This window comes from uncultured Fibrobacter sp. (assembly GCF_947166265.1).
GTDB lineage: Bacteria > Fibrobacterota > Fibrobacteria > Fibrobacterales > Fibrobacteraceae > Fibrobacter.
In genome coordinates this window covers 69,010-89,139 of record NZ_CAMVDO010000003.1, presented here as the reverse complement: position 1 = coordinate 89,139, position 20,130 = coordinate 69,010, and the positions used below count along the sequence as shown (strand labels likewise).

Annotated in this window: 12 protein-coding genes and 1 tRNA gene; 10 read left to right on the top strand and 3 right to left on the bottom strand. The window is 51.4% G+C overall.

Annotation, left to right across the window (positions count from 1 at the left end):
- Positions 1 to 1,065: a serine/threonine-protein kinase gene (locus tag Q0W37_RS02815; protein ID WP_297698566.1), complete on the bottom strand. Its 1,065-nt coding sequence runs from the start codon at positions 1,063 to 1,065 to the stop codon at positions 1 to 3.
- 40 nt (positions 1,066 to 1,105) lie between these two features.
- Entirely contained in the window at positions 1,106 to 2,689 is a 1,584-nt protein-coding gene (gene nadB / locus Q0W37_RS02810) for an L-aspartate oxidase (RefSeq protein ID WP_297698564.1), read from the bottom strand.
- 146 nt (positions 2,690 to 2,835) lie between these two features.
- Here nadB and Q0W37_RS02805 point away from each other — a divergent pair, with 146 nt between their 5' ends.
- The 10 genes from Q0W37_RS02805 to Q0W37_RS02760 all read left to right on the top strand — a co-directional run bounded on the left by Q0W37_RS02805 (position 2,836) and on the right by Q0W37_RS02760 (position 17,733).
- The gene (locus Q0W37_RS02805; protein ID WP_297698562.1) at positions 2,836 to 4,785 is read left to right on the top strand and encodes a peptidylprolyl isomerase; all 1,950 of its coding nucleotides are present in this window, start codon (positions 2,836 to 2,838) and stop codon (positions 4,783 to 4,785) included.
- Positions 4,786 to 4,859: 74 nt separating this feature from the next.
- Positions 4,860 to 4,932: transfer RNA gene (locus Q0W37_RS02800), tRNA-Glu, on the top strand.
- A gap of 129 nt (positions 4,933 to 5,061) precedes the next feature.
- Positions 5,062 to 7,050 (top strand): bifunctional diguanylate cyclase/phosphodiesterase, encoded by a 1,989-nt coding sequence (locus tag Q0W37_RS02795; RefSeq protein WP_297698560.1) that lies wholly within the window; start codon positions 5,062 to 5,064, stop codon positions 7,048 to 7,050.
- Positions 7,051 to 7,318: 268 nt separating this feature from the next.
- Positions 7,319 to 8,884 (top strand): peptide chain release factor 3, encoded by a 1,566-nt coding sequence (locus Q0W37_RS02790; RefSeq protein WP_088628393.1) that lies wholly within the window; start codon positions 7,319 to 7,321, stop codon positions 8,882 to 8,884.
- A gap of 180 nt (positions 8,885 to 9,064) precedes the next feature.
- Positions 9,065 to 10,084 carry a fibrobacter succinogenes major paralogous domain-containing protein gene (locus tag Q0W37_RS02785; protein ID WP_297698556.1) on the top strand — a complete coding sequence of 340 codons (1,020 nt, stop codon included), beginning with the start codon at positions 9,065 to 9,067 and terminating at the stop codon, positions 10,082 to 10,084.
- 163 nt (positions 10,085 to 10,247) lie between these two features.
- Complete coding sequence (locus tag Q0W37_RS02780; protein ID WP_297698554.1) at positions 10,248 to 10,616, top strand: hypothetical protein; 369 nt, start codon at positions 10,248 to 10,250, stop codon at positions 10,614 to 10,616.
- A gap of 71 nt (positions 10,617 to 10,687) precedes the next feature.
- A complete protein-coding gene (locus tag Q0W37_RS02775; protein WP_297698552.1) occupies positions 10,688 to 11,629 on the top strand; it encodes a hypothetical protein in 942 nt (313 codons plus the stop codon).
- A gap of 10 nt (positions 11,630 to 11,639) precedes the next feature.
- Positions 11,640 to 13,229: a fibrobacter succinogenes major paralogous domain-containing protein gene (locus Q0W37_RS02770; protein ID WP_297698550.1), complete on the top strand. Its 1,590-nt coding sequence runs from the start codon at positions 11,640 to 11,642 to the stop codon at positions 13,227 to 13,229.
- Between the two features lie 467 nt (positions 13,230 to 13,696).
- The gene (locus tag Q0W37_RS02765; protein WP_297698548.1) at positions 13,697 to 14,431 is read left to right on the top strand and encodes a thioredoxin domain-containing protein; all 735 of its coding nucleotides are present in this window, start codon (positions 13,697 to 13,699) and stop codon (positions 14,429 to 14,431) included.
- A 113-nt stretch (positions 14,432 to 14,544) separates the two neighbouring features.
- Positions 14,545 to 17,733: a carbohydrate binding domain-containing protein gene (locus Q0W37_RS02760; protein WP_297698546.1), complete on the top strand. Its 3,189-nt coding sequence runs from the start codon at positions 14,545 to 14,547 to the stop codon at positions 17,731 to 17,733.
- Between the two features lie 152 nt (positions 17,734 to 17,885).
- On the opposite strand, the gene glgB is transcribed toward Q0W37_RS02760, so the two are convergent.
- Positions 17,886 to 20,102: a 1,4-alpha-glucan branching protein GlgB gene (gene glgB / locus Q0W37_RS02755; RefSeq protein WP_297698544.1), complete on the bottom strand. Its 2,217-nt coding sequence runs from the start codon at positions 20,100 to 20,102 to the stop codon at positions 17,886 to 17,888.
- Between the last annotated feature and the right edge of the window lie 28 nt (positions 20,103 to 20,130).

Below are 20,130 nucleotides of genomic sequence, written 5' to 3'. Positions count from 1 at the left end.
TTATAAAAAATGAGTCAATAAAAAACAGATTAAGGCACCAAGTCCAATCCCTGCGGCTGCTCCCTGCATTAGGTAGCGTTTGATGTGGGTGGGGTATGTGGGCGGTGTCATATAAAGCGTGTCGTCAATCGAGTCAGTCTTTTGCTTTATAGAATCCTTGATGGCATAAATCCAGGTTGCCATGTAAGGGACCATGTCGCGCGGATAATTTCGCATCACAATGGAAATTTCTTCTGCCGCATCGAAGGCGGTCAGGGGCCTTTTGCGCGGATCCTTGTTCAGCATTTTTGTAATCAGCTTCTTCAACCGTTGCGGAAGCTCCTTGTCAAACGCCTTTTCTGTCACGCGAAGTTTCTGGATGCGTTGAATGGTGTCGCTGAAATTCTCGCCTCGGAAAAGGTTCTGGCCCATCAGCAGTTCGCAGGCGATAATGCCAACGGCAAACAGGTCTGACGCCGGTGTGGCCTCTTCGCCAATGGTTTGTTCCGGACTCATGTAGGTGACGGTTCCGAGAATCGCCCCCGTTTGAGTCAGACGTTCGGCGTCTTCGCCCTTGTTAAACTTGAGTGGGTTTTCCGTATGGGCGATGCCGAAATCGAGCAGATGAATCCGTCCGTCGTTATCGACCATGATATTTGCGGGCTTCAGGTCGCGGTGAACAATCCCTTTGCGGTGCGCTTCGCCCAGGGCACAAAGAATTTCGTGCAAAATGGCGAGAACAACCCACAGCGGAGGTTGCTTTACTTTGTCAAGAATCTGGCGAAGCGTAAGCCCATGAACAAATTCCATCGAGAGCGAAAGCTTGCCGTCTTTTTCTTTCCACAGGGCGTACGGCTTGGTGATGGCTGGGTGGTTCAGGTGCGCAAGGATATTGCCTTCTTGCATAAAACGGCGAATGTTCACATCGTTATCTTCGATGTCCTGCTGCATCTGCTTCACGACTACCATACGGTCTAGCGATTTGTCATGGCAGAGCCATAAATGCCCCATAGCGCCGGAACCCAGTTCCTGCGTCGGCGTGTATCCGCCAATCTTAGCGGGCTTTGTATTCTTCGCTTCGGGCATTCTTTATTGTCATCCCCGCGAAGGCGGGGATCTCCTTTTCTTATTTCAACCCGTCCAAATAGATTGTATGGTGCTTCGTCTTGGGGTCCAGATTCGGGTAGTCCAGAATGTAGTGCAGCCCGCGAGATTCCTTGCGGTGGAGCGCTGCTGTCAGAATCATCTTGGAAACCTGGAGGGCGTTCAGGAATTCGATGAAGTAGAAGTTCTCGGTTTCCTTGTTCTTGATAGCTTCGTCGATATCCTTTTCAAGTTCCTCGATAACCTTGAGTCCCTGGTTGAGGCCTGCTACCGTGCGCACGATTCCGCAGTGAGTCCACATCATGTCCTGCAGAATCTTCTTGCGCTTGCGCCAGTAGGCGGACTTCGTGAACGAAACCTTTTCTTTCTTGCTGGACTTTGTTTCGGTAATCTTTTCTTTTAAGAGCCCGCTTCCGGTAATGTTGTCGACTGCACGGATAGCGTAAACGACGCTTTCGAGAAGCGAGTTCGAGGCGAGTCGGTTTGCTCCGTGGACACCTGTGGCAGCAACTTCACCGCAGGCGTAAAGTCCCTTGATTTCGGTGCGGGACCATGTGTCTACCAAAACGCCTCCGCACATGTAGTGCGCCGCCGGCACCACCGGAATCCATTCCTTCGTGATGTCGATGCCAGCATCGAGGCACTTTGCGTAAATGTGCGGAAAGTGGCTCTTGATGTCTTTCGGGGTGCGGCCCGAAAGGTCGATAAACATGTTCGGCTTGCCGAGGCGCTGCATTTCGCTGTGAATGGCGCGAGCAACAATGTCGCGCGGGGCGAGCGAATGGAGCGGATGCACCTGGTTCATGAATTCTTCACCCTTGTAATTCTTAAGGATGCCGCCAAAGCCGCGAACCGCTTCCGAAATCAGGAACGGTTTCTTGAGGCTAGGAGCATAGAGGCTCGTGGGGTGGAACTGCATGAATTCGATGTCCTGGAGAGCTGCTCCAGCACGTGCCGCAATCGCCATGCCATCGCCACAGCTGTCGTGGGGGCAAACAGTGTATTGCCAAATTCGACCGGCACCGCCAGTAGAAAGAATAGAGGCCTTGGCGTAGAGGTTTTCGACAAGTCCCGTCTTCTGGTGAATTATCTTTGCACCGATGCAACGTTTTTCCTTGCCTTCACCCTTGCAAATCAGGTCCTTGATATAGCAGTTCTCGATATAGTGGATGTTTTCATGCTTGTGGAGCTCTGCAAGGAGGGCGCGCATGATTTCTTTACCGGTGAGGTCTGCCGCATGCAGAATGCGGTGATGGCTGTGGCCTCCTTCCAGGTGAAGGTCGAATTGCGTCTGGTCGGCGGGCGAGGGGGTAAACTGTACGCCCCATTTCACGAGCTGGCGGATAGTGGCCGGGCCGCTTTTGGTAAGGATGTTTACGGGTTCTTTTTTGCAAAGGCCTGCACCCGCTTCGAGCGTATCTGCAATGTGGAATTCAAATTTGTCTGTCTTTTCGGTAACGGTGGCGATTCCCCCTTGCGCGTAGTTCGATGAACCGTCCGGTTTTGCTCCCTTGGTGAGGATGACTACCGAAAGGCCTTTTTCTGCCGCGTGAAGGGCTGCACTCAAGCCAGAAATGCCTGCGCCCAAAACCAAAATGTCGTACATGACTGAACTCCGTTGAGTAAACTTTGTCTTTCTATAGTCTATAGATAGAAAAAAAGCGCAATTTCGGCATTATTTGAATGCAAAATAAAAGATTTTGGATTTTTTTGCTACATTTTGCCCGACAAAATTTTTATGGAGTCTACTCTATGTTAACGTGGATTAATGAAAAAGCCAAGTGGATTATCGTTATCTTTGCCGCGGGTATCGTGGTGGGCCTTCTGGCCATGGACCGTGTGCCCAACCAGGGACACAGCTATCCGGTCGGTATTGTGAACGATAAGAAGATTACTTATGCCGAATTCGACTCCCGAATCAAGAATATCGTGCAGAACCAGTACCAGGGACAGCATCTCGAAGACGAACAGTACAATCAGCTGCGTACCGAAGTGTTCCGTAGCTTTGTTCGCCAGATTCTCTTGAATGAACAGTTCGAAAATGCCGAACTGAGCGCCTCGGTGGCCGAACTTGAATCTGAATTCAGCCGCAATCCCGATGCTGTTCGCGCCCGCCTGGTGCAGGAAGCCCAGCGTCGCCTGTACATGATTCAGCAGCAGGCTACTAGCCAGGAAGACCTGATGCAGCGTTCTCAGGCCTACATTGCAAGCCTTCCGAAGTTCCTGACCGATTCTACCTTCAACAAGGACGAATATGACGCTTGGCTCAAGACTCCCGAAGCTTTCCGCTGGGGCGTGATGCTTCAGTTCGAAGAAGACCTGAAGGTGAACACCATTCCGATGCGCCAACTGCAGATGCTGGTCGGGGCTTCGGTGCATCCGACGACTCTCGAAGCGAACTGGACGGTCAACCGTCGTTTGGCTGACTACGAACTGCAGGTGGCGGTTGCCTCTAACGCTGACTTCAAGGTCGAAGACAATTCCGTGGATAGCGTGATGGTGGCCGGCTACTTCAATGCCCACCGTGACAGCTTCTTTGTGAAGAAGGATATGGCTCAGTTTGAATTCGCTTACCTTCCGGTCGAAGCTACCGCCGGTGACGATGCCCGTATCCGCGAATACGCCATGACGCTTTACTACCAGCTGACCGACTCTTCTTCGACCACGACGTTCGAAGACATGGCCCGCATTTCTTCTGAAGACCAGGGTACGGCCGAAAAGGGTGGTATCTTGAGCGAAAACTACGTGGGTCGTGGCGTGTATGTGAAGGAATTCGAAGATGTCGCCTTCAAGCTTGATTCCGGTGCCGTGTCTGAACCGGTTCGTACCCGTTTCGGCTACCACATTATTAAGAGCTACGGCAAGTCCAAGGATTCTACGGGCGCAGACCTCGTGAAGGTTGGCCACATCCTCTTGATCGTGAACGCCTCTTCTGAAACGATCGACAGCCTCGAAGGCATCCTGAACAAGGTGAAGGCTTCTGTCGATGCCGGCAAGAGCTTTGCCGATGCCGCCAAGGAACAGAACCTCGATACCCATACTTCGAACTGGATTTCCCGTGGCGAAAATATCGATGGTGTCGGCTACCTCAAGGGTCTTGCCGCATACGCCTGGCCGAACGAAAACCTTCCGGACGAAGCCAGCAAGGTTTCTCCGATCATGAAGAACAACAAGTGGGTTGTCGTTGCACTCAAGTCCAAGGATCTTAAGGCCGGTGAACGTAGCCTTGACCTGTATTTCGATAGCATCAAGTCCACGCTTCTCCGCAACAAGTCTGCTGCCGCTGCCGAAAGCTACCTGAGCTCCGTTGCTGATAAGGTGAAGGCCTTGCCGGCTGATAGCGCTGCCGATTCTGCTACGGTTGCCGCAAACAAGATTGAAAAGGTGAACGTCGAAAAGGTGACCGCCTCTGTTGACGGTTACGTTCCTGGCTTTGGCTACGGCAACGCTCATCTTGCCAAGGTTCTTGAAAACGCCAAGGAAGGTGAATGGACTGCTCCGGTCGCAACCGATAACGGTGCCGTGATGGTGAAGGTGCTTTCGAAGAAGGTTCCTGACGAAGAAGCCGTGACTGCCGCTGCCAAGACCGAAAAGGCCAATAGCTCCAGCTATGTTGCCATGAGCCTGTTCAACGAATTTGTGAACAACCTCGAAAATTCGACGGCTGTCGAAAGCAACCTCGATCTCTACTACAGAGACTAATCGAGCGTAGACAAAATAAAGATTGTTTGCTATATTTGGCGACGCCTGATTGGCTAGCTGAATACAGCAAAAACGGTGCCATCGTCTAGTGGTCCAGGACACTGGCCTCTCACGCCGGCAACAAGGGTTCGAGTCCCTTTGGCACTATAGAAACGGATTCCTCTTTAGGGTCCGTTTTTTTTGTTGTGGATTTCTCAAGAGCAATAAAAAAATATTGAAAAAATCTTTACTAAAAAAAGTAAAAAGTTATATATTTGAAATGAATTGGGTGTATAAATGCGATTATTTGACGAAAAGAGATTTCTCCGACTACTGCTGATTATTGCTAGCATTTTCTTTGCTGCTTTTATTCCAGAAATTTTATCGAATCGGGCGTATATCCTTTGGGCGATCCCCTATATTCTTGCCGATATGTTCCTGGTGGTGGTGGCGGTTTTGTACCGTTTCCCGATTATAGGGAACCGAAAGCGCATGAGTGATGACGTGAATATCGCCCCGCCGCCGACCGCCGCGGTTCCCATTCGCGATTTCAAGCAGGACCTTGTCGAAAAAGATGAAATTTTCCAGATGATGGTCGATATTTCGTCGAACGGTTTCTGGACCTTTGACGTGGTGACGGGGAAGGTCTACTGGTCCAACAAGGCACTCAAGATGCTGATGGCGGATATGAACCAGGCTGACGATTCCTTTATGGTTCTGCAAGAAAGTATTGTCGAAAGCGACTGGAACCATTTCAAGGAACTCCTTAACGAGGCGCTTGGTACGGGCGAAAAATTCAGCTGCGATGTGTCGCTAATCAGGAGCCGTTCCCGTGAAAATCATCTGGTGATTTCGGGACATGTGCAGCTCAATAGCGACGGTCATCCGATTCGTGTCATTGGCGCACTCAATGAGTATTCCGATAAGCAGGCTAACGAAAGGCAAAGCTACTATTACGCCTACCAGGATGCGCTTACCGGAGTCTATAACCGCAAATTCTTCCTTGAAAAACTGAAAATCAATGTCGACTTGGCCCTGCAGCGCCCTGACTATCTGTTTGCCGTTGCCCTCCTCGATATCGACCGCTTTGGCGCAATCAATACTTCTTACTCGGTGAGCGTGGGCGACAGTGTCTTGCGTATTGTGGCGGACCGTATCAAGTCGCAGAGCCGTTCTGGCGATACAATTGCGCGCATTGGTCCCGACGTTTTTGCCATTATCTTGCACGACATCCAGTCTTCTGCTGGCGATAGCGATGTAAAGGCGATTGTCCGCCGCATTCACAATGCGGTTAAGCAGCCGATTCAGCTGGATTCGGGCGAACTTTACATTGGCGTGTCGATGGTTGTTTCTCTGAACCGTGAAGTCGATTGCGTCGAAGATATGCTCGCGAATGTGACGGCAAGTCTCCGCGAAATGAAAAAGGGCGTAAATCACGGAGGCATCCAGTTCTCTTGTGGCGGTATCCGCGAAAAGGCGATGAAGCTTTACAAGCTGGAATTTGAAATCCGTAAGGCTATTCAGGCTCAGCAGTTTGTGATGTTCTACCAGCCGATTGTAGACATTGCGAACGGAAATCGGATTGTGGCTTTTGAATCGCTAGTGCGTTGGAATCAGGCCGAAAATGGCTTTATTTCTCCGGCTGAATTTATTCCCATTGCCGAAGAAACCGGCCTTATTATTCCCCTTGGAGCGCAGATTCTTTATATGGCATGCTCCCAGGCTAAAAAGTGGGTAGACGAAGGCTTCACGGACATCCAGGTGGCGGTTAATTTTTCGGCGAAGCAGTTTGCGAAGGACGGCTTGATCGATGACATTCGCCAGGTGCTTTTGCAAACAAAGCTCAATCCCAAGAATTTGAAGCTTGAAATCACCGAATATACCGCCATGTGCGAGGCCGAAAAGACAGTCGAAATCATGAAGGCGCTTTCGGGAATGGGCATCCAGATTTCAATCGACGACTTTGGAACGGGTTATAGCTCGCTTTCGTACTTGAAGCGTTTCCCGGTGCATACGCTCAAGATGGACAAGTCCTTTATCGACCATATGACCGATGACGAAGAAGATGCCTCTTTTGCCCGTATGGTGGTGGGAATCGCCCGTACGTTGAATCTGGACTTGATTGCGGAAGGCGTCGAAACGGAAGCTCAGCTCGAATTCCTGAAACAGGAAGGCTGCCGCTTGATTCAGGGATATTATTTCAGCAAGCCGCTTGCCCCTGCCGATGCGCGCGCTTACCTCGAAAAGCATTACGCCCCCAAGGCGGAACTTGCGTCTGTACAATAGAGTCTCCCTGTACGCACACGAGGGAATGCCATGCTCGTAGGTCCTATCGCCTCGCAGAGGCTCCAGGATGACAGCGCATCTCTTTTATAAAAATTTTAATTTAGCATGGTGCTGTCATGCCCGCGAAGGCGGGCATCTACTGTCTATTTGAATAATTAGCATTTACTAGATGCTTTAAGATTTCTATATTTGCCGCCGTAAAAACCCTTCGGCAGGCTCAGGGATCTTGAAGTTCGTTGAGCTTGCCGAAACGAACCTTAAGTTATCCATGAATTCCGAAATCGAAAAACGCCGCACTTTTGCTATTGTCAGCCACCCTGACGCGGGTAAGACCACCATCACCGAAAAGTTCCTGTGGTACGGAAACGTGATTCGCGAAGCGGGCCACGTGCGCGCCAAGGCAAACCGCAGCTACACGGTAAGTGACTGGATGAAGATTGAACAGCAGCGTGGTATTTCGGTTTCGAGTTCCGTGCTGAATTTCCCGTTCGAAGGTTGCATGTTCAACTTGGTCGATACCCCGGGGCACCAGGACTTCTGCGAAGATACCTACCGCGCCCTCACCGCCGTGGATGCCGCCCTTGTGCTGATCGATAGCGTGAACGGTGTAGAAAAGCAGACTATCAAGCTCATGGATGTGTGCCGCATGCGCCATACGCCCATCATCACGTTCATCAACAAGATGGACTTGGATGGCCGCCACGTGCTTGACCTGCTCGACGAAATTGAAAGCATCCTGAAAATCAAGGTCGCCCCCTTTACGCTCCCCATTGGCGTGGGTAAGCTGTTCAAGGGCGTGTATTCCATTGCCGAAAACACCTTCCACACCTTCAATAAAGAAGAAGGCCATCAGGAAATCATCCAGATGGAAGGCCCGGACGATCCGCGCCTTGTGGAAATGTGCGGCGAAAACTGGGTTGCTCAGTTCAAGGAAGAATACGAGATGGTGACCGGTGCCATGGATCCGTTCGACCACGAAAAGTTCCTGAAGGGCGAAATGTGCCCCGTGTTCTTTGGTTCTGCGGTGAACAACTTCGGTGTGCGTCAGCTGTTGAACGCTTTTGCAAAGCTTGCGCCGCCTCCGATGGTGCGTGAAACTGACAAGCGCCCGGTGAGCCCCGACGAAAACGCCTTCAGCGCCTTCGTGTTCAAGATTCAGGCGAACATGGACCCCAAGCACCGCGACCGTACTGCATTCCTGCGCATTTGTTCGGGCAGCTTTACACGTGGCGAAAAGGTTTACCACGTGCGCACGGGCCGCGAAATTCGCCTGGCAGCTCCGACGGCATTCCTCGCGAAAGACAAGGAAGTCATCGACCACGCCTGGGCGGGCGATATCGTGGGTATTAACGACCCGGGACTGTTCCGCATTGGCGATACGTTGACTGACGGCGAAAAAATCAACTTTACCGGCATTCCGGATTTTGCTCCGGAACACTTCGCCCGCGTAACGCTCCTGAACCCGCTTAAGTCTAAGCAGATGGCGAAGGGCCTTGCCGAACTGAGCGAAGAAGGCGCAACCCAGCTGTACGAACCGCTCAAGTCCGCTATTCCTGTGATTGGCGTGGTGGGCGAGTTGCAGTTTGACGTGCTCAAGTTCCGCCTGCAGAGTGAATACGGTGCCGACGTGTCGCTGGACCGCGTGCCCGCTCACGGAATCCGCTGGGTGTCTGGCCCCGAAAAGGATGTCGCCAAGTTCGCCGAAGAATACGCGATGGACTGCATGATGGACAAGGAACGCAACCTCGTTTGCCTGTTCCCGAATGAATACCGTCTAAACCTTGCCATCAAGAATTACGAGAACCTGACCTTCGCCGCTACCTCGCAAGGGTAGTAGACAGTGACTCGAATGTGTCATCCTGAGCAAGCGAAGCGCGTCGAAGGATCTCTAGTTGCTTTTGATAGGGGAATGCTGTGATGCATTCCCCTTTTTTGTGATAAAAAATCTATCATTTGGTTGTATTTTATAAAATAAATTGTAAATTAAGTAAAAGTTCTTTACAATGGGGGTTGTATGACTTTGTCGAAAAAATGGAAATTGAAAACGTCATTGCGAGGGAGCTTTGCGACCGCGGCAATCTCTGGTTTACTCCTTCTCGCAGCTTGCGGTGACGATAGTAGCTCTTCTATGGGTACGGAGCCTGTCGATAATCCGTCAAGCTCATCAATCGTGGCCGAGACTCTTGATGGAGAGGACTCTTCTTCCTCCGTCATCCAAAGTTCATCCTCCGTCATCCGGAGCGATAGTGACGTGGATCGCAGCAGTTCCTCTTCTGTCATCTTGGGTGGCGACGAAGAGTCGAGTAACAGCTCGTCAGTTGAACAGAACTGCTCTACTCTTTTAGAGGGAAAGACTGGCTGGAGTTGGGATGTTCCTAAAGAATGTCGACTCAACCCAGATATTACCTATGGCACTATGACTGACTCTCGTGACGGTCAAACCTACAAGATTATAAAGATTGGCGACCAGACCTGGATGGCTGAAAATTTGAATTACGCTGACAGCATAAATACTCCGAGCCTCTTGGAACGCAGTTGGTGTTACGACGATGTTGCCGCCAATTGCGATGTGGCAGGACGCCTTTACACCTGGGCAGCGGCGATTGACTCGGTAAAACTAGCGACCGATGCTGACAACCCGCAGGATTGCGGCGATGGCAAGACTTGTAGTTTGCCCGATACAGTGTATGGAATTTGTCCGCCGGGTTGGCACCTGCCGACTGACACCGAATGGCACACCCTGTTTACCGAGGTGAGCGGCTATTCAATTGCCGGTATGATCTTCAAGTCGAAGACTGGATGGGATGAAAATGGCAACGGTACGGACGGCGTGGGCTTTTCCGCGCTGCCTGTCGGCGGCAGGGGTGGCGGTGGCTACTTCGGCGGCGATGGCTACGACGCTGGTTTCTGGAGTGCCACTGAGGGCAATGACGGCGGTACCGACTACATGTACCTGCTCTACGACAACAAGGCTGCGTACCTGAACTACGGCATCAAGTACCACGGGCTTTCAGTCCGTTGTCTAAAGGACTAGCTAAAAATGTCAACAATTGTTGACAAAATAACGATTCTTAAACAAATTTTATTTAGTTTTTTGCAGACATTATCGCGAAGAACTGGCCCTTTATCGGGCATCTGATGTGGGAAAGCCGGGGGCCTTGCCTATCTACCCTAAAAAAAGGTATATTATAGTTGACTTGACCAAGTACGTTCCGAATAACGATGACTCCGCTGAAAGTAGGTGGCTCAATCTTTTCAAGACGATGCCCTATGCGAAGCGAACGCCGAAATGCAAGGATGAAATCTTTGCCGAAATCTACGAATGTATGCGGATTGATAAGTCTACGGACGAATTTATTACGGAGGTTGCGGCAAATATGATTGACAGAGACGAATACAATGCTGGAATGAGTTACGCCCGCCGTACGGGATTTGAAGAAGGTGAAGCCCGTGGTGTAGCAAAAACAACGAAAAAATTTGCCGCTCGCGACAAGAAAATTGCGAAATACCTTCGTTCAAAAGGCGTTTCTCCTGAAATCCTTGCAACAGCCCTAGCTATTAAGTAGAGCTATTCACATTCCTTTTGTAAAAAACTATATTCACGCACATGAATCGTTTTTTGATGATTTTTGTGTGTATGGTGTTTTGTGCAACCTCGGCTTTTGCGACGCATGTGGCTGTGCTGGAAACGGGGGCCGATGGTGCCGCTAAGGATAAGGTGCCTTTGTCGGATCGTCAGTATTTGACGAACGTGTTGCGCGAAGAAGCCGTAAAGCAACTCCCTGCGACTGAAAACTACACGATTATGACCCGCGAGAACATTCAGCAGATGCTTCCGCCGGGTAAGGCTATTGAAGAATGTGAGGGCAGTTGCCTTGTGGAAACCGGCAAGAATATCTCTGCCGATTATATTTGCCAGGCGCGTGTGGGCAGTTTTGATGGAGACCTTACGCTTTCGGCAGAACTCTATGAGACGGCGGGCAACAAGCTTATCGCAAGTTTCAACGGGCATGGAACGAATTTGAAGGAACTGTTGGCGCTTATAGAGCAGAAGTCTCCCGATTTTTTCAAGGTCATTAAGAGAATGGAAACGCCTGTACCCGTAGCGGTAGAACCTGTTCCTGAACCGGTTGCCCCTGCGCCGGAGCCGGTTGTAGAAGATACCGCTGAAACTGCTGAACCTGAGGAACCCGAAGCGTCGCAGGATACGGTGGTTGCAAATGCTGCCACGGCGGATGATTCGATCCGCGTGAATGCTGCGAAAGCATACAATGAACTCGATGAAAAATCGGGCTCGCAAATGGGGGAGAGCATCCCTGCAAATGTGGAAGATGATTCTCACAAGAGTGGCGTCCATTGGGTGCCGCTAAGTATCAGTGCCGTAGCGCTTGTGGCGGGAACGGTACTTGCCGTAGTGGGGAATAACCTTGCTAAGGATGCTTCCGAGAAAGATTACTCGACCGCATCGGAGTATGAAGGTTACCTTGATGATGCCAAGTCGGGGCAGACCTTGCGTACCGTAGGCATTGGAATTGCTATTGCGGGCGCTGTTGGAATCGGCTTGAGTTTCGCATTCTAGGGAGGGGAAGATGAAGTGGTTAGTAAATAGTGGTTGGTGGTTAGGAACATCTTTTTCGAATTGTCACGCTCGTGTTAATACTCGTCACGCTTGCGTAAAAATTCGTCACCCTCGCGTAGGCGAGGGTCTATGGACGGTTTTACTTTTCCTTTCTCTTGTCTGTTTGTCTGCTTGTACAGACTATGTCGAGCAGATGAAAGATGACTTTGACGATTGGGAGGCGGAGCGTGCATTGGAATCATCGGCTGCGCTTGTAGCGGCAAGTGCTTCTTCGGATTCTGCGCTTGCCTCTAGAAGGGGAATCAAAGAATTGTTCTCTTCTTTGGATGAATTGGATGTACGTGTATACGCCTACCAGTATGATTTTTCTGGTCTGGACTTCTTGCACTTGTATGTCGAAAACAATGAAGATGAAAAGATTGACAGTTTGACCCTTCGCCTGTACCTAGACGCTTTACCCGAAGAAATGGAAAAGTGCGCGACTCTTGTGGATGTGGATATCTGCCAGAAATACGATTCAGCGGGATTTAACATACCGTGCGAAAGTGATTTAGATATACGAAACTTAATGCGTAAGTCTTTACCGATGCGCCTGGATTATCTAAAGAAATCGGGGGAATCCCGCTATACCTACTATATTCCTTTGCCTCTTGGCCCCCTTGTTCTTGAATCACATTCCCGAGTTCGGTTAGACATCGCATTTACTTCGGGAATTACTAATGACGGATACAAAACCTGCGAATCGTTGAGAACTACAGCTAAAAAGCGGATGTCTGCGACATCGGGTGATTGGTCTTGGTCTCCGCATGTTGCTGCAGAAGACGGGGCAGACTATGCGGGAATGCCTTTGGAGGATATTGATTTTGGGGATTTTGTGGACAATGTAATTCCCGTCAATCCCTATGTGGTTGTAACCCGTAACGAACAGTATATCTCAGGAATTAGCCCTTCCTTTGCAAGCAAGAAGATTGTTTCGTCCAGCAGCAGTTCCTCAAAGGTCACTGAGCTTGTCGAAGTGACCTTAGGTTCTATGACGGATTCCCGTGACGGTCAGACTTATAAGACTGTGAAAATAGGAGAACAAGTTTGGATGGCGGAAAACTTGAACTTCGAAACGGACTCTAGCTTCTGCTACAACAACGATGAAAACAATTGTAACAAGTTCGGTCGTCTTTATACGTGGGCTGCAGCAGTAGGTAGGTCAGAAAGCGAATGTGGTTACGATCATTTATGTTCGTTGCCGTCGGAAAATATCCAAGGTGTATGCCCTAATGGATGGCATTTACCAAGTAAAACAGAATATGAAAATTTAATTACGGCTGTTGGCGGATTATCTACAGTAGGTAATGAGCTTAAGTCTACATTCGGATGGAATAATGGCAATGGTGCGGATTCCTTTGGGTTCTCCGCGCTCCCTGCTGGCTATAGGTTTGATTACGGCGTATTTAGTAACAGAGGCAATTGCACTTCCTTCTGGAGTGCCTCTGAGGGCTTTAGCAACGGTGCGTACAATATGGACCTTTACTGTATCCTTAATGATGTTAAGGTTTACTACTACAGTAAGGGGCACGCCTTCTCGGTTCGTTGTCTCCAGGACTAGGCGACAATGGCGAAGCCATAGGAGCGGGCCCAGGCCGTAGGCTACAGCCATACATCTTTGTAATTAAAAATTTTCAAAGGCGTTTGGTATTACCGAAAAATTTCATCGGGGTTTTAGGGGTGTCCCCTAGGCGAGGGGGTGGGAAGCAACGTAGTGCGATACAGGGGGAGACTTCCCCCTTTATGGTCGTTCATGAATTCAGCTAGAGATCCTTCGACTGCGAGCCTTGCGGCTCTTCGCTCAGGATGACGCGTTCGTGTCACTTCGGCCCTTCGGCAGGCTCAGGGACCTTATTCCTAACCACAGTCTACTTCAGCTAGACGGTCATGCTCAGTGCAGGCAGGGACTTGGCCCTAACTACTATTTTCTCTCGTCTCTCGTCTTTTGTCTCTCGTCTAATTAGTATATTTCCCTTACAAGTTGCGGCAGGCTGTCTGCCACGGTTTTTAACATCAAAAAGGAAAAACATGAAACGTCTCCCCATTGTTGCTATCGCAGTATGCTTCGCTGGTCTCGTCGCCTGTAATCAGGCTTCCGCCGGCGGTTCGTTCAACCAGCAGGCCAGGCTCGACAACCTGGAAAAGGAATTCAAGCAGGTCAAGGAAGAATTTGAAATCATCAAGTACGCCCTCGACAAGCGCGGCATTTCCCTGGAACAGGCCCGTGCCGAAATGGAAGCGGACAACAAGGTTTGGGACATTCCCGACGAAGATAGCCCGGTATTTGGCAACACCAAGGATCCGAAGCTCACGATTGTCGAATTTACCGAATTCCAGTGCCCGTACTGCTCCCGCATCGCTCCTGTCATGAAGGAACTCAACGACAAGTACGGCGACAAGATCAAGTTCGTGTACAAGCACTTCCCGCTCAGCTTCCACTCCAACGCCAAGGCTGCTGCAGCATCTGCCATTGCCGCTCAGAAGCAGGGCAAGTTCTGGGAATACCGCTACGCGCTCGCTCCGCATAGCCGCGAACTCAGCGACTCTATTTACGTCGAAGTTGCAAAGCAGGTTGGCCTCAACATCGACCAGTTCAAGAAGGACATGGTGCTTGACTCCGCCATGAGCGCCCGTATCGACAAGGACTTCCAGCTCGGTGCCCAGGTCGGTGTGCAGGGCACTCCGAACTTCTACATCAACGGCAAGCGCCAGGACCGTTTCAGCCCGGATCTCGTTGAAAAGCTCCTGAAGGAAGCCAAGTAAGTTTTGCCGATGGTTCAATCTGTAAACGCGACTTCGGGCCGCGGTTTGCTCTTTGACCTGAAAAAATTTTAATTTCAAAATCAAACTAAACACAACCAAAAGGATACGATAATATGATGAAGCGTACATTGACTGCCGCTACCGTCGCCCTCCTCGGCTTCGGTGTCACGGCTACAATGGCTCAGCCGAAAGCACCGCGCGTAGTTCCTTACAAGTTCTTCGACGAACAGTATCGTCCGGGGGGCTTCGACTACGCCTACGGCGGCAAGAGCAAGGGAATCACCATTACTAAGGATGGCGGCTACAAGTCCAAGGCTGCCCTGAACATTAAGCTCGACCCGAGTGAATATTCGGGCGCATCCGTCTGTCTTTACAACGAAACCTTCGACCTGAACAAGTTCATGCTCGACTCCAAGCTCGAATTCATGATCAAGGGCAAGAAGGGTGGTGAAGCCGTTAAGGTCGGTCTTTTGGATGAAGAAGTTTCTGACGGCAAGAAGACTCAGGTCGTTCTCCCGATGAACAAGTACATCGAAGGCGGTGCCATTACGACTGAATGGAAGAAGGTTTCCATTCCTCTCGTGGACTTCCCGGATCGTGGTCTCTACTGGGACAACACCCGTAAGTCCGAATTCCCGGCCCGTATCGACTGGGACAAGATTGCTGAAATCCGTTTCTCTATCGACAAGAGCGGTGCATCCGATTTCGAAATCTGGGTGGACAACATCGAAATCGTGAAGGGTAACAAGAAGGCTAAGCCCAAGGCTAAGATTGTCTACTGGGATGAAAATACCGAAGTCATCAACGGACCGAAGAATCCTGAAAAGCTCGATGGCAAGGTTAAGCCTGTTGCTAACGGTATCTTCTACGATAACCAGGTCAAGGGCTTCAGCTACAGCTACGGTGGTCTTTCCGCTCAGCGCGAAGCTGACTCCAAGACGGCCGGTAACCCGAACGTTCTCGCCCTCTACATCGATAACAACGACTGGTCCGGCGTGACCTACTCTCTTGGCGAAGGCAAGTACATTGACCTTTCCAAGGTGCGTAACAAGGGCGGTCTCTACTTCTGGATCAAGGGTAAGCTCGGCGGCGAAAAGGTGTACGTCGGTATCCTCGACAACCAGGGCAACGACATCAAGAGCCAGACCAAGATCAGCCTGAACGACTGGATCGAAGGTTCCAAGGTCGGCACCGACTGGAAGCTCGTGAAGATTCCTCTGAAGAAGTTCGGCGACAAGGGTAAGGCTTGGGACGCTAACAAGCAGGCCGAAGTTGCTAAGGACGTGCAGTGGAACAAGATTCAGGAAATCCGCTTCTCCGTGGGCAAGGGTGAAAACCAGGGCGAACCGGGCAAGCCGGCTCCTGTCACCATCTACGTTGACCAGATTACCTTCACTGAAACGATCGACTGGGTTGACCCGGATATCAAGTGGGATAACTGGAAGTCCAAGGAAAAGGACGTGATCATTTCCGACTTCGAAGGCAAGTTTGCTAAGGACAACTGGGAACCGTCTAAGGGTCCGAAGTCCAAGGTCGAAGTGGAAATGCCGTACAAGACCTCCAAGCTCGACGGCAACTCCCTCAACGTGAAGCACTTCGAAATGTCCGACTGGGTGGACGTTGTGCTTGACTTCACCAAGAATACTGCAAACCACGATGCCAAGGCTCGTGACTGGACCAAGCACTGGGGTATCATGTTCGACGTGTACTCCGAACGTGCATGGCAGTCCATCACGGTTCAGGTGGGTGATGCCGGTAACGAACTCTTCGTTGCAAACACCGGTGTACCTCGCGGCCGCACCACGGTGATCGTGCCGTTCCGTGCATTCTCCAAGTTCCCGTACTATCAGCCGCCTACCGCCAAGGAAAACGGCCAGTTCGACCTCAAGGGTGTTGTTTCTCTTGACTTCAAACCGGGTGGAGAAGGCTCTAACGGTAGCTTCGAAATCGATAACATCAAGCTTACTAACCAGAAGGAAGTCAAGGCTGCTGAACGTCCGGCTCTCGTGAAGGTTGAAGTCAAGGGTACCGGCGATGTTATCAACCCGAACATCTCTGGCGGCCTCTTCGGTATCAACGCTGCTCTTTGGGATGGCGACATGCTCGACAATCCGAAGTTCAAGGTTCAGACTGCTGAATACGCCAAGCGCATCAACCACGGCATCATCCGTTACCCGGGTGGTCTCCGTGCCGATGACGACCACTGGAAGGAAATCCTCGACAACCACGACTGGATGGTCGATACCGACGAATTCCTCGCCTGGTTGAAGAAGACCGGTTCTAACGCCATGTTCACTGTGAACTTCGGTTCCGGCACTGAAAAGGAAGCCGCTGACTGGGTGAAGCACACGAACATCGACAAGAAGGCCGGCATCGTTTACTGGGAAATCGGTAACGAAGTCTATGGTAACTGGCATCCGTACTACGAAAAGTACGGTAAGGACGGCGGTACCATTTATGGTAAGCGCGCCCGCAAATTCATCGAAGCCATGAAGAAGGTTGACCCGACCATTAAGGTCGCCGTGCTCGGCGTGCTCGATGGCCAGTGGAATGACAACGTGCTCAAGGAAACCGGCGATATTGCCGACGGTCTCATTGTTCACCACTATCCGCAGCACTTCGGTGAAGAAAACGACTTCGCCATGCTTTCTGCTCCGCAGGACCTCGTTCCTATCTACAGCCGCCTCCACAAGGTGGTTGACAAGTGGACCAGCCACTTCAAGAAGGACAAGAAGATCGAACTCTGGCTCACGGAATGGAACTCCGTTGACTTCAACCCGGGTCCGCAGACCATTTCTCTCGAAAACGGTCTGTTCGTTGCTGACTACCTCGCTATGCTTGCCACCGAAAACGTGGACAACGCACAGTACTGGGATATCCACAACGACATCACTCCGGAAGGCGGTGACTACGGTTACCTGACCCGTTCTGCAGAAGAATGCATGAACTGCCCGCGTCCGAGCTACTGGGCATTCCAGATGGCTTCTGACGCTCTCCGCGGCAAGCTCCTCAAGACCGAAATCTCCGGTGACAAGGAATCGCTCATCACGACCTACTACACCGAAAACGGCAAGAAGAAGAGCCTGCTCGTGATCAACAAGAGCCCGTACAGCGACTACGAACTCAAGTTGAACATTCCGGGCTTCAAGGGCAAGGCCACTGTCCAGACGCTTGACAAGAGCACCGAAAAGCTGAAGGAAGGCTGGGCAAACGATCCGTCCAAGAAGGCTAAGAAGGGTGTTGACGTAAGCAAGCCGATTAAGGTTGGCAAGCGCACCGTCACCCTCATCACCGTGGAATAAGGAATATCATTCCGGCTTAACCGCCGGAATCCTCCTTTGAAGAAACGTCCCGGCTCTGCCGGGGCGTTCTTTTATGTCCGGCTAATAAGCCGGCTGTATAAACGAAAAGCCGCAGGCACTTGCCCGCGGCTTTTTCCATATTTTTTGTAGCTTTATCGTTCTAGGCGGAAGTAAACTGCGGCCAGCGGCGGAAGCTTGATGTTCAGGCTGCATTCGCGGTTCTGCCAGGGAATGTCCTGCGTCCAGACTTCGCCGAAGTTACCCACGTTGGAACCGCCGAACATTTCGGCGTCGGTGTTGAAGATTTCTTTCCACTTGCCGCGTGTGGGGGCTCCGAGGCGGTAGTCGTAGCGAACCACCGGCGTAAAGTTGAACACGCAGAGAATCTGGTTTCCGTGGTCGTCCTTACGCACGAAGCTTACGATGGAATTGTCGGCGTCATCGCACCAGATCCATTCGAAGCCGGTGTAGTAATGGTCGATTTCCCAGAACGGGGCATTTTCCTTGTACAGGTGGTTCAGCACCTTCATCATCTGCAAGAGCTTGCCATGGCTATCCCAGCTGACCAGGTGCCAGTCGAGCGAGCGCTTTTCGTTCCATTCGCGGAACTGGCCGAAATCGTTGCCCATAAAGTTGAGCTTCTTGCCCGGATGCGCGTACTGGAAGGCGTAGGTGAGGCGGAGGTTTGCAAACTTCTGCCAGTTGTCGCCCGGCATCTTGCCAAGCATAGAACCCTTGCCGTGAACCACTTCGTCGTGGCTGAACACCTGGATGAAGTTTTCGCTGTAGGCGTACACCATGCTGAAGGTCAGCTGGTTGTGGTGGTACTTACGGTGAATTGGTTCATGCTGAATGTAGCTCAGGAAGTCGTTCATCCAGCCCATGTTCCACTTGTAGTGGAAGCCTAGGCCGCCCTGTTCAGGCGGACGGGTAATGCTCGGGAAGCTGGTGGATTCTTCGGCAATCAAGATTGCATGCGGTGTGAGGCGGCCCATGATGCTGTTCAGGTGCTTCAGGAATTCGAGCGTATCGTAGTTGATATTGCCGCCGTCCTTGTTCGGCACCCACTGGCCGGGGCCCTTACCGTAGTCGAGGTAAAGCATCGATGCCACGGCGTCTACGCGGAGGCCGTCGCAGTGGAATTCCTTGAGCCAGTACATGGCGTTTGCAATGAGGAAGTTCTTGACTTCGTTACGGCCCAGGTTAAAGATGTAGGTTCCCCAGTGCGGGTGTTCGCCCTGGCGCGGGTCGGCATGCTCGTAACAGGCAGTGCCGTCGAAGCGTCCGAGAGCGTGGGCGTCCTTCGGGAAGTGTGCCGGAACCCAGTCCACAATCACGCCGATTTCGTTCTGGTGGCAAAGGTCCACAAAGTGGCGGAACTGGTCGGGTGTGCCGTAGCGGCTCGTGGGGGAGTAGTAACCGGTCACCTGGTAGCCCCAGGATTCATCGAGCGGGTGTTCGGCAAGCGGCAAGAATTCCACGTGCGTGTAGCCCATTTCTTTGAGGTACGGAATCAACGTTTCGGCAAGTTCGTCCCAGTTGAGGAAACGGTCCGGATTAGCGGGATCGCGACGCCAGGAGCCAGCGTGGACTTCGTAAATGTTCATCGGCGAACCGAAGACCTTGGTTGCCCAGTGGGTGGCCATGTAAAGGTCGTCGCCCCATTCGTAGCCGTCGAGGTGTGTGGTAATGGAGGCGGTTGCCGGACGGACTTCGGAAAGCTTTGCGAGCGGGTCCACCTTCACGTGCAGGTTGCCGTCTGCACCGTGAATTTCAAAGCGGTAGAGTTCGCCTTCGCCAAGGTTCGGAATAAAAATTTCCCAGATGCCGGTGCTACCGAGCATGCGCATCTGGTGGCGGCGGCCGTCCCAGCTGTTAAAGCTGCCGACCACGGAAACTGCACGGGCGTTCGGAGCCCATACGGCAAAGTGTACGCCCTTAAAGCCTTGGTGTTCTACGAGGTTTGCACCCAGCTTGCGGTACAGTTCATAGTGCGTTCCGCTCGAAATCAGGTGGCGGTCAAAGTCGCTAAGCACGGGGAGAAATGCATACGGGTCTGTCAGCGTGTATTCGTTGCCATCGTCCTGACGGATAACCAGGTTGTAGAAGAACGGTTCGTATTCCTTGTCGAGAATGGCTTCGAAAAATCCGGTATCGCCGAGTTTCATGAAGTCGAACTCGAACTCGCCGTCGCAGGATTCACCGCGAATAAAGCTTGCCTGTGGTTGGTAGGCTCGAATCACCGTCTTCAGGCCGCGGTCCGTATTCAGCGGATGCAGGCCCAATATCGAGAACGGATCCTTTGTATTAAAATCCCAAATAGCACGCATGTCTTCCGAGGTAAGGCTCGTAAAATCATTCCATTCCATACACAACTCCTGTAAAACACCTTGTTGT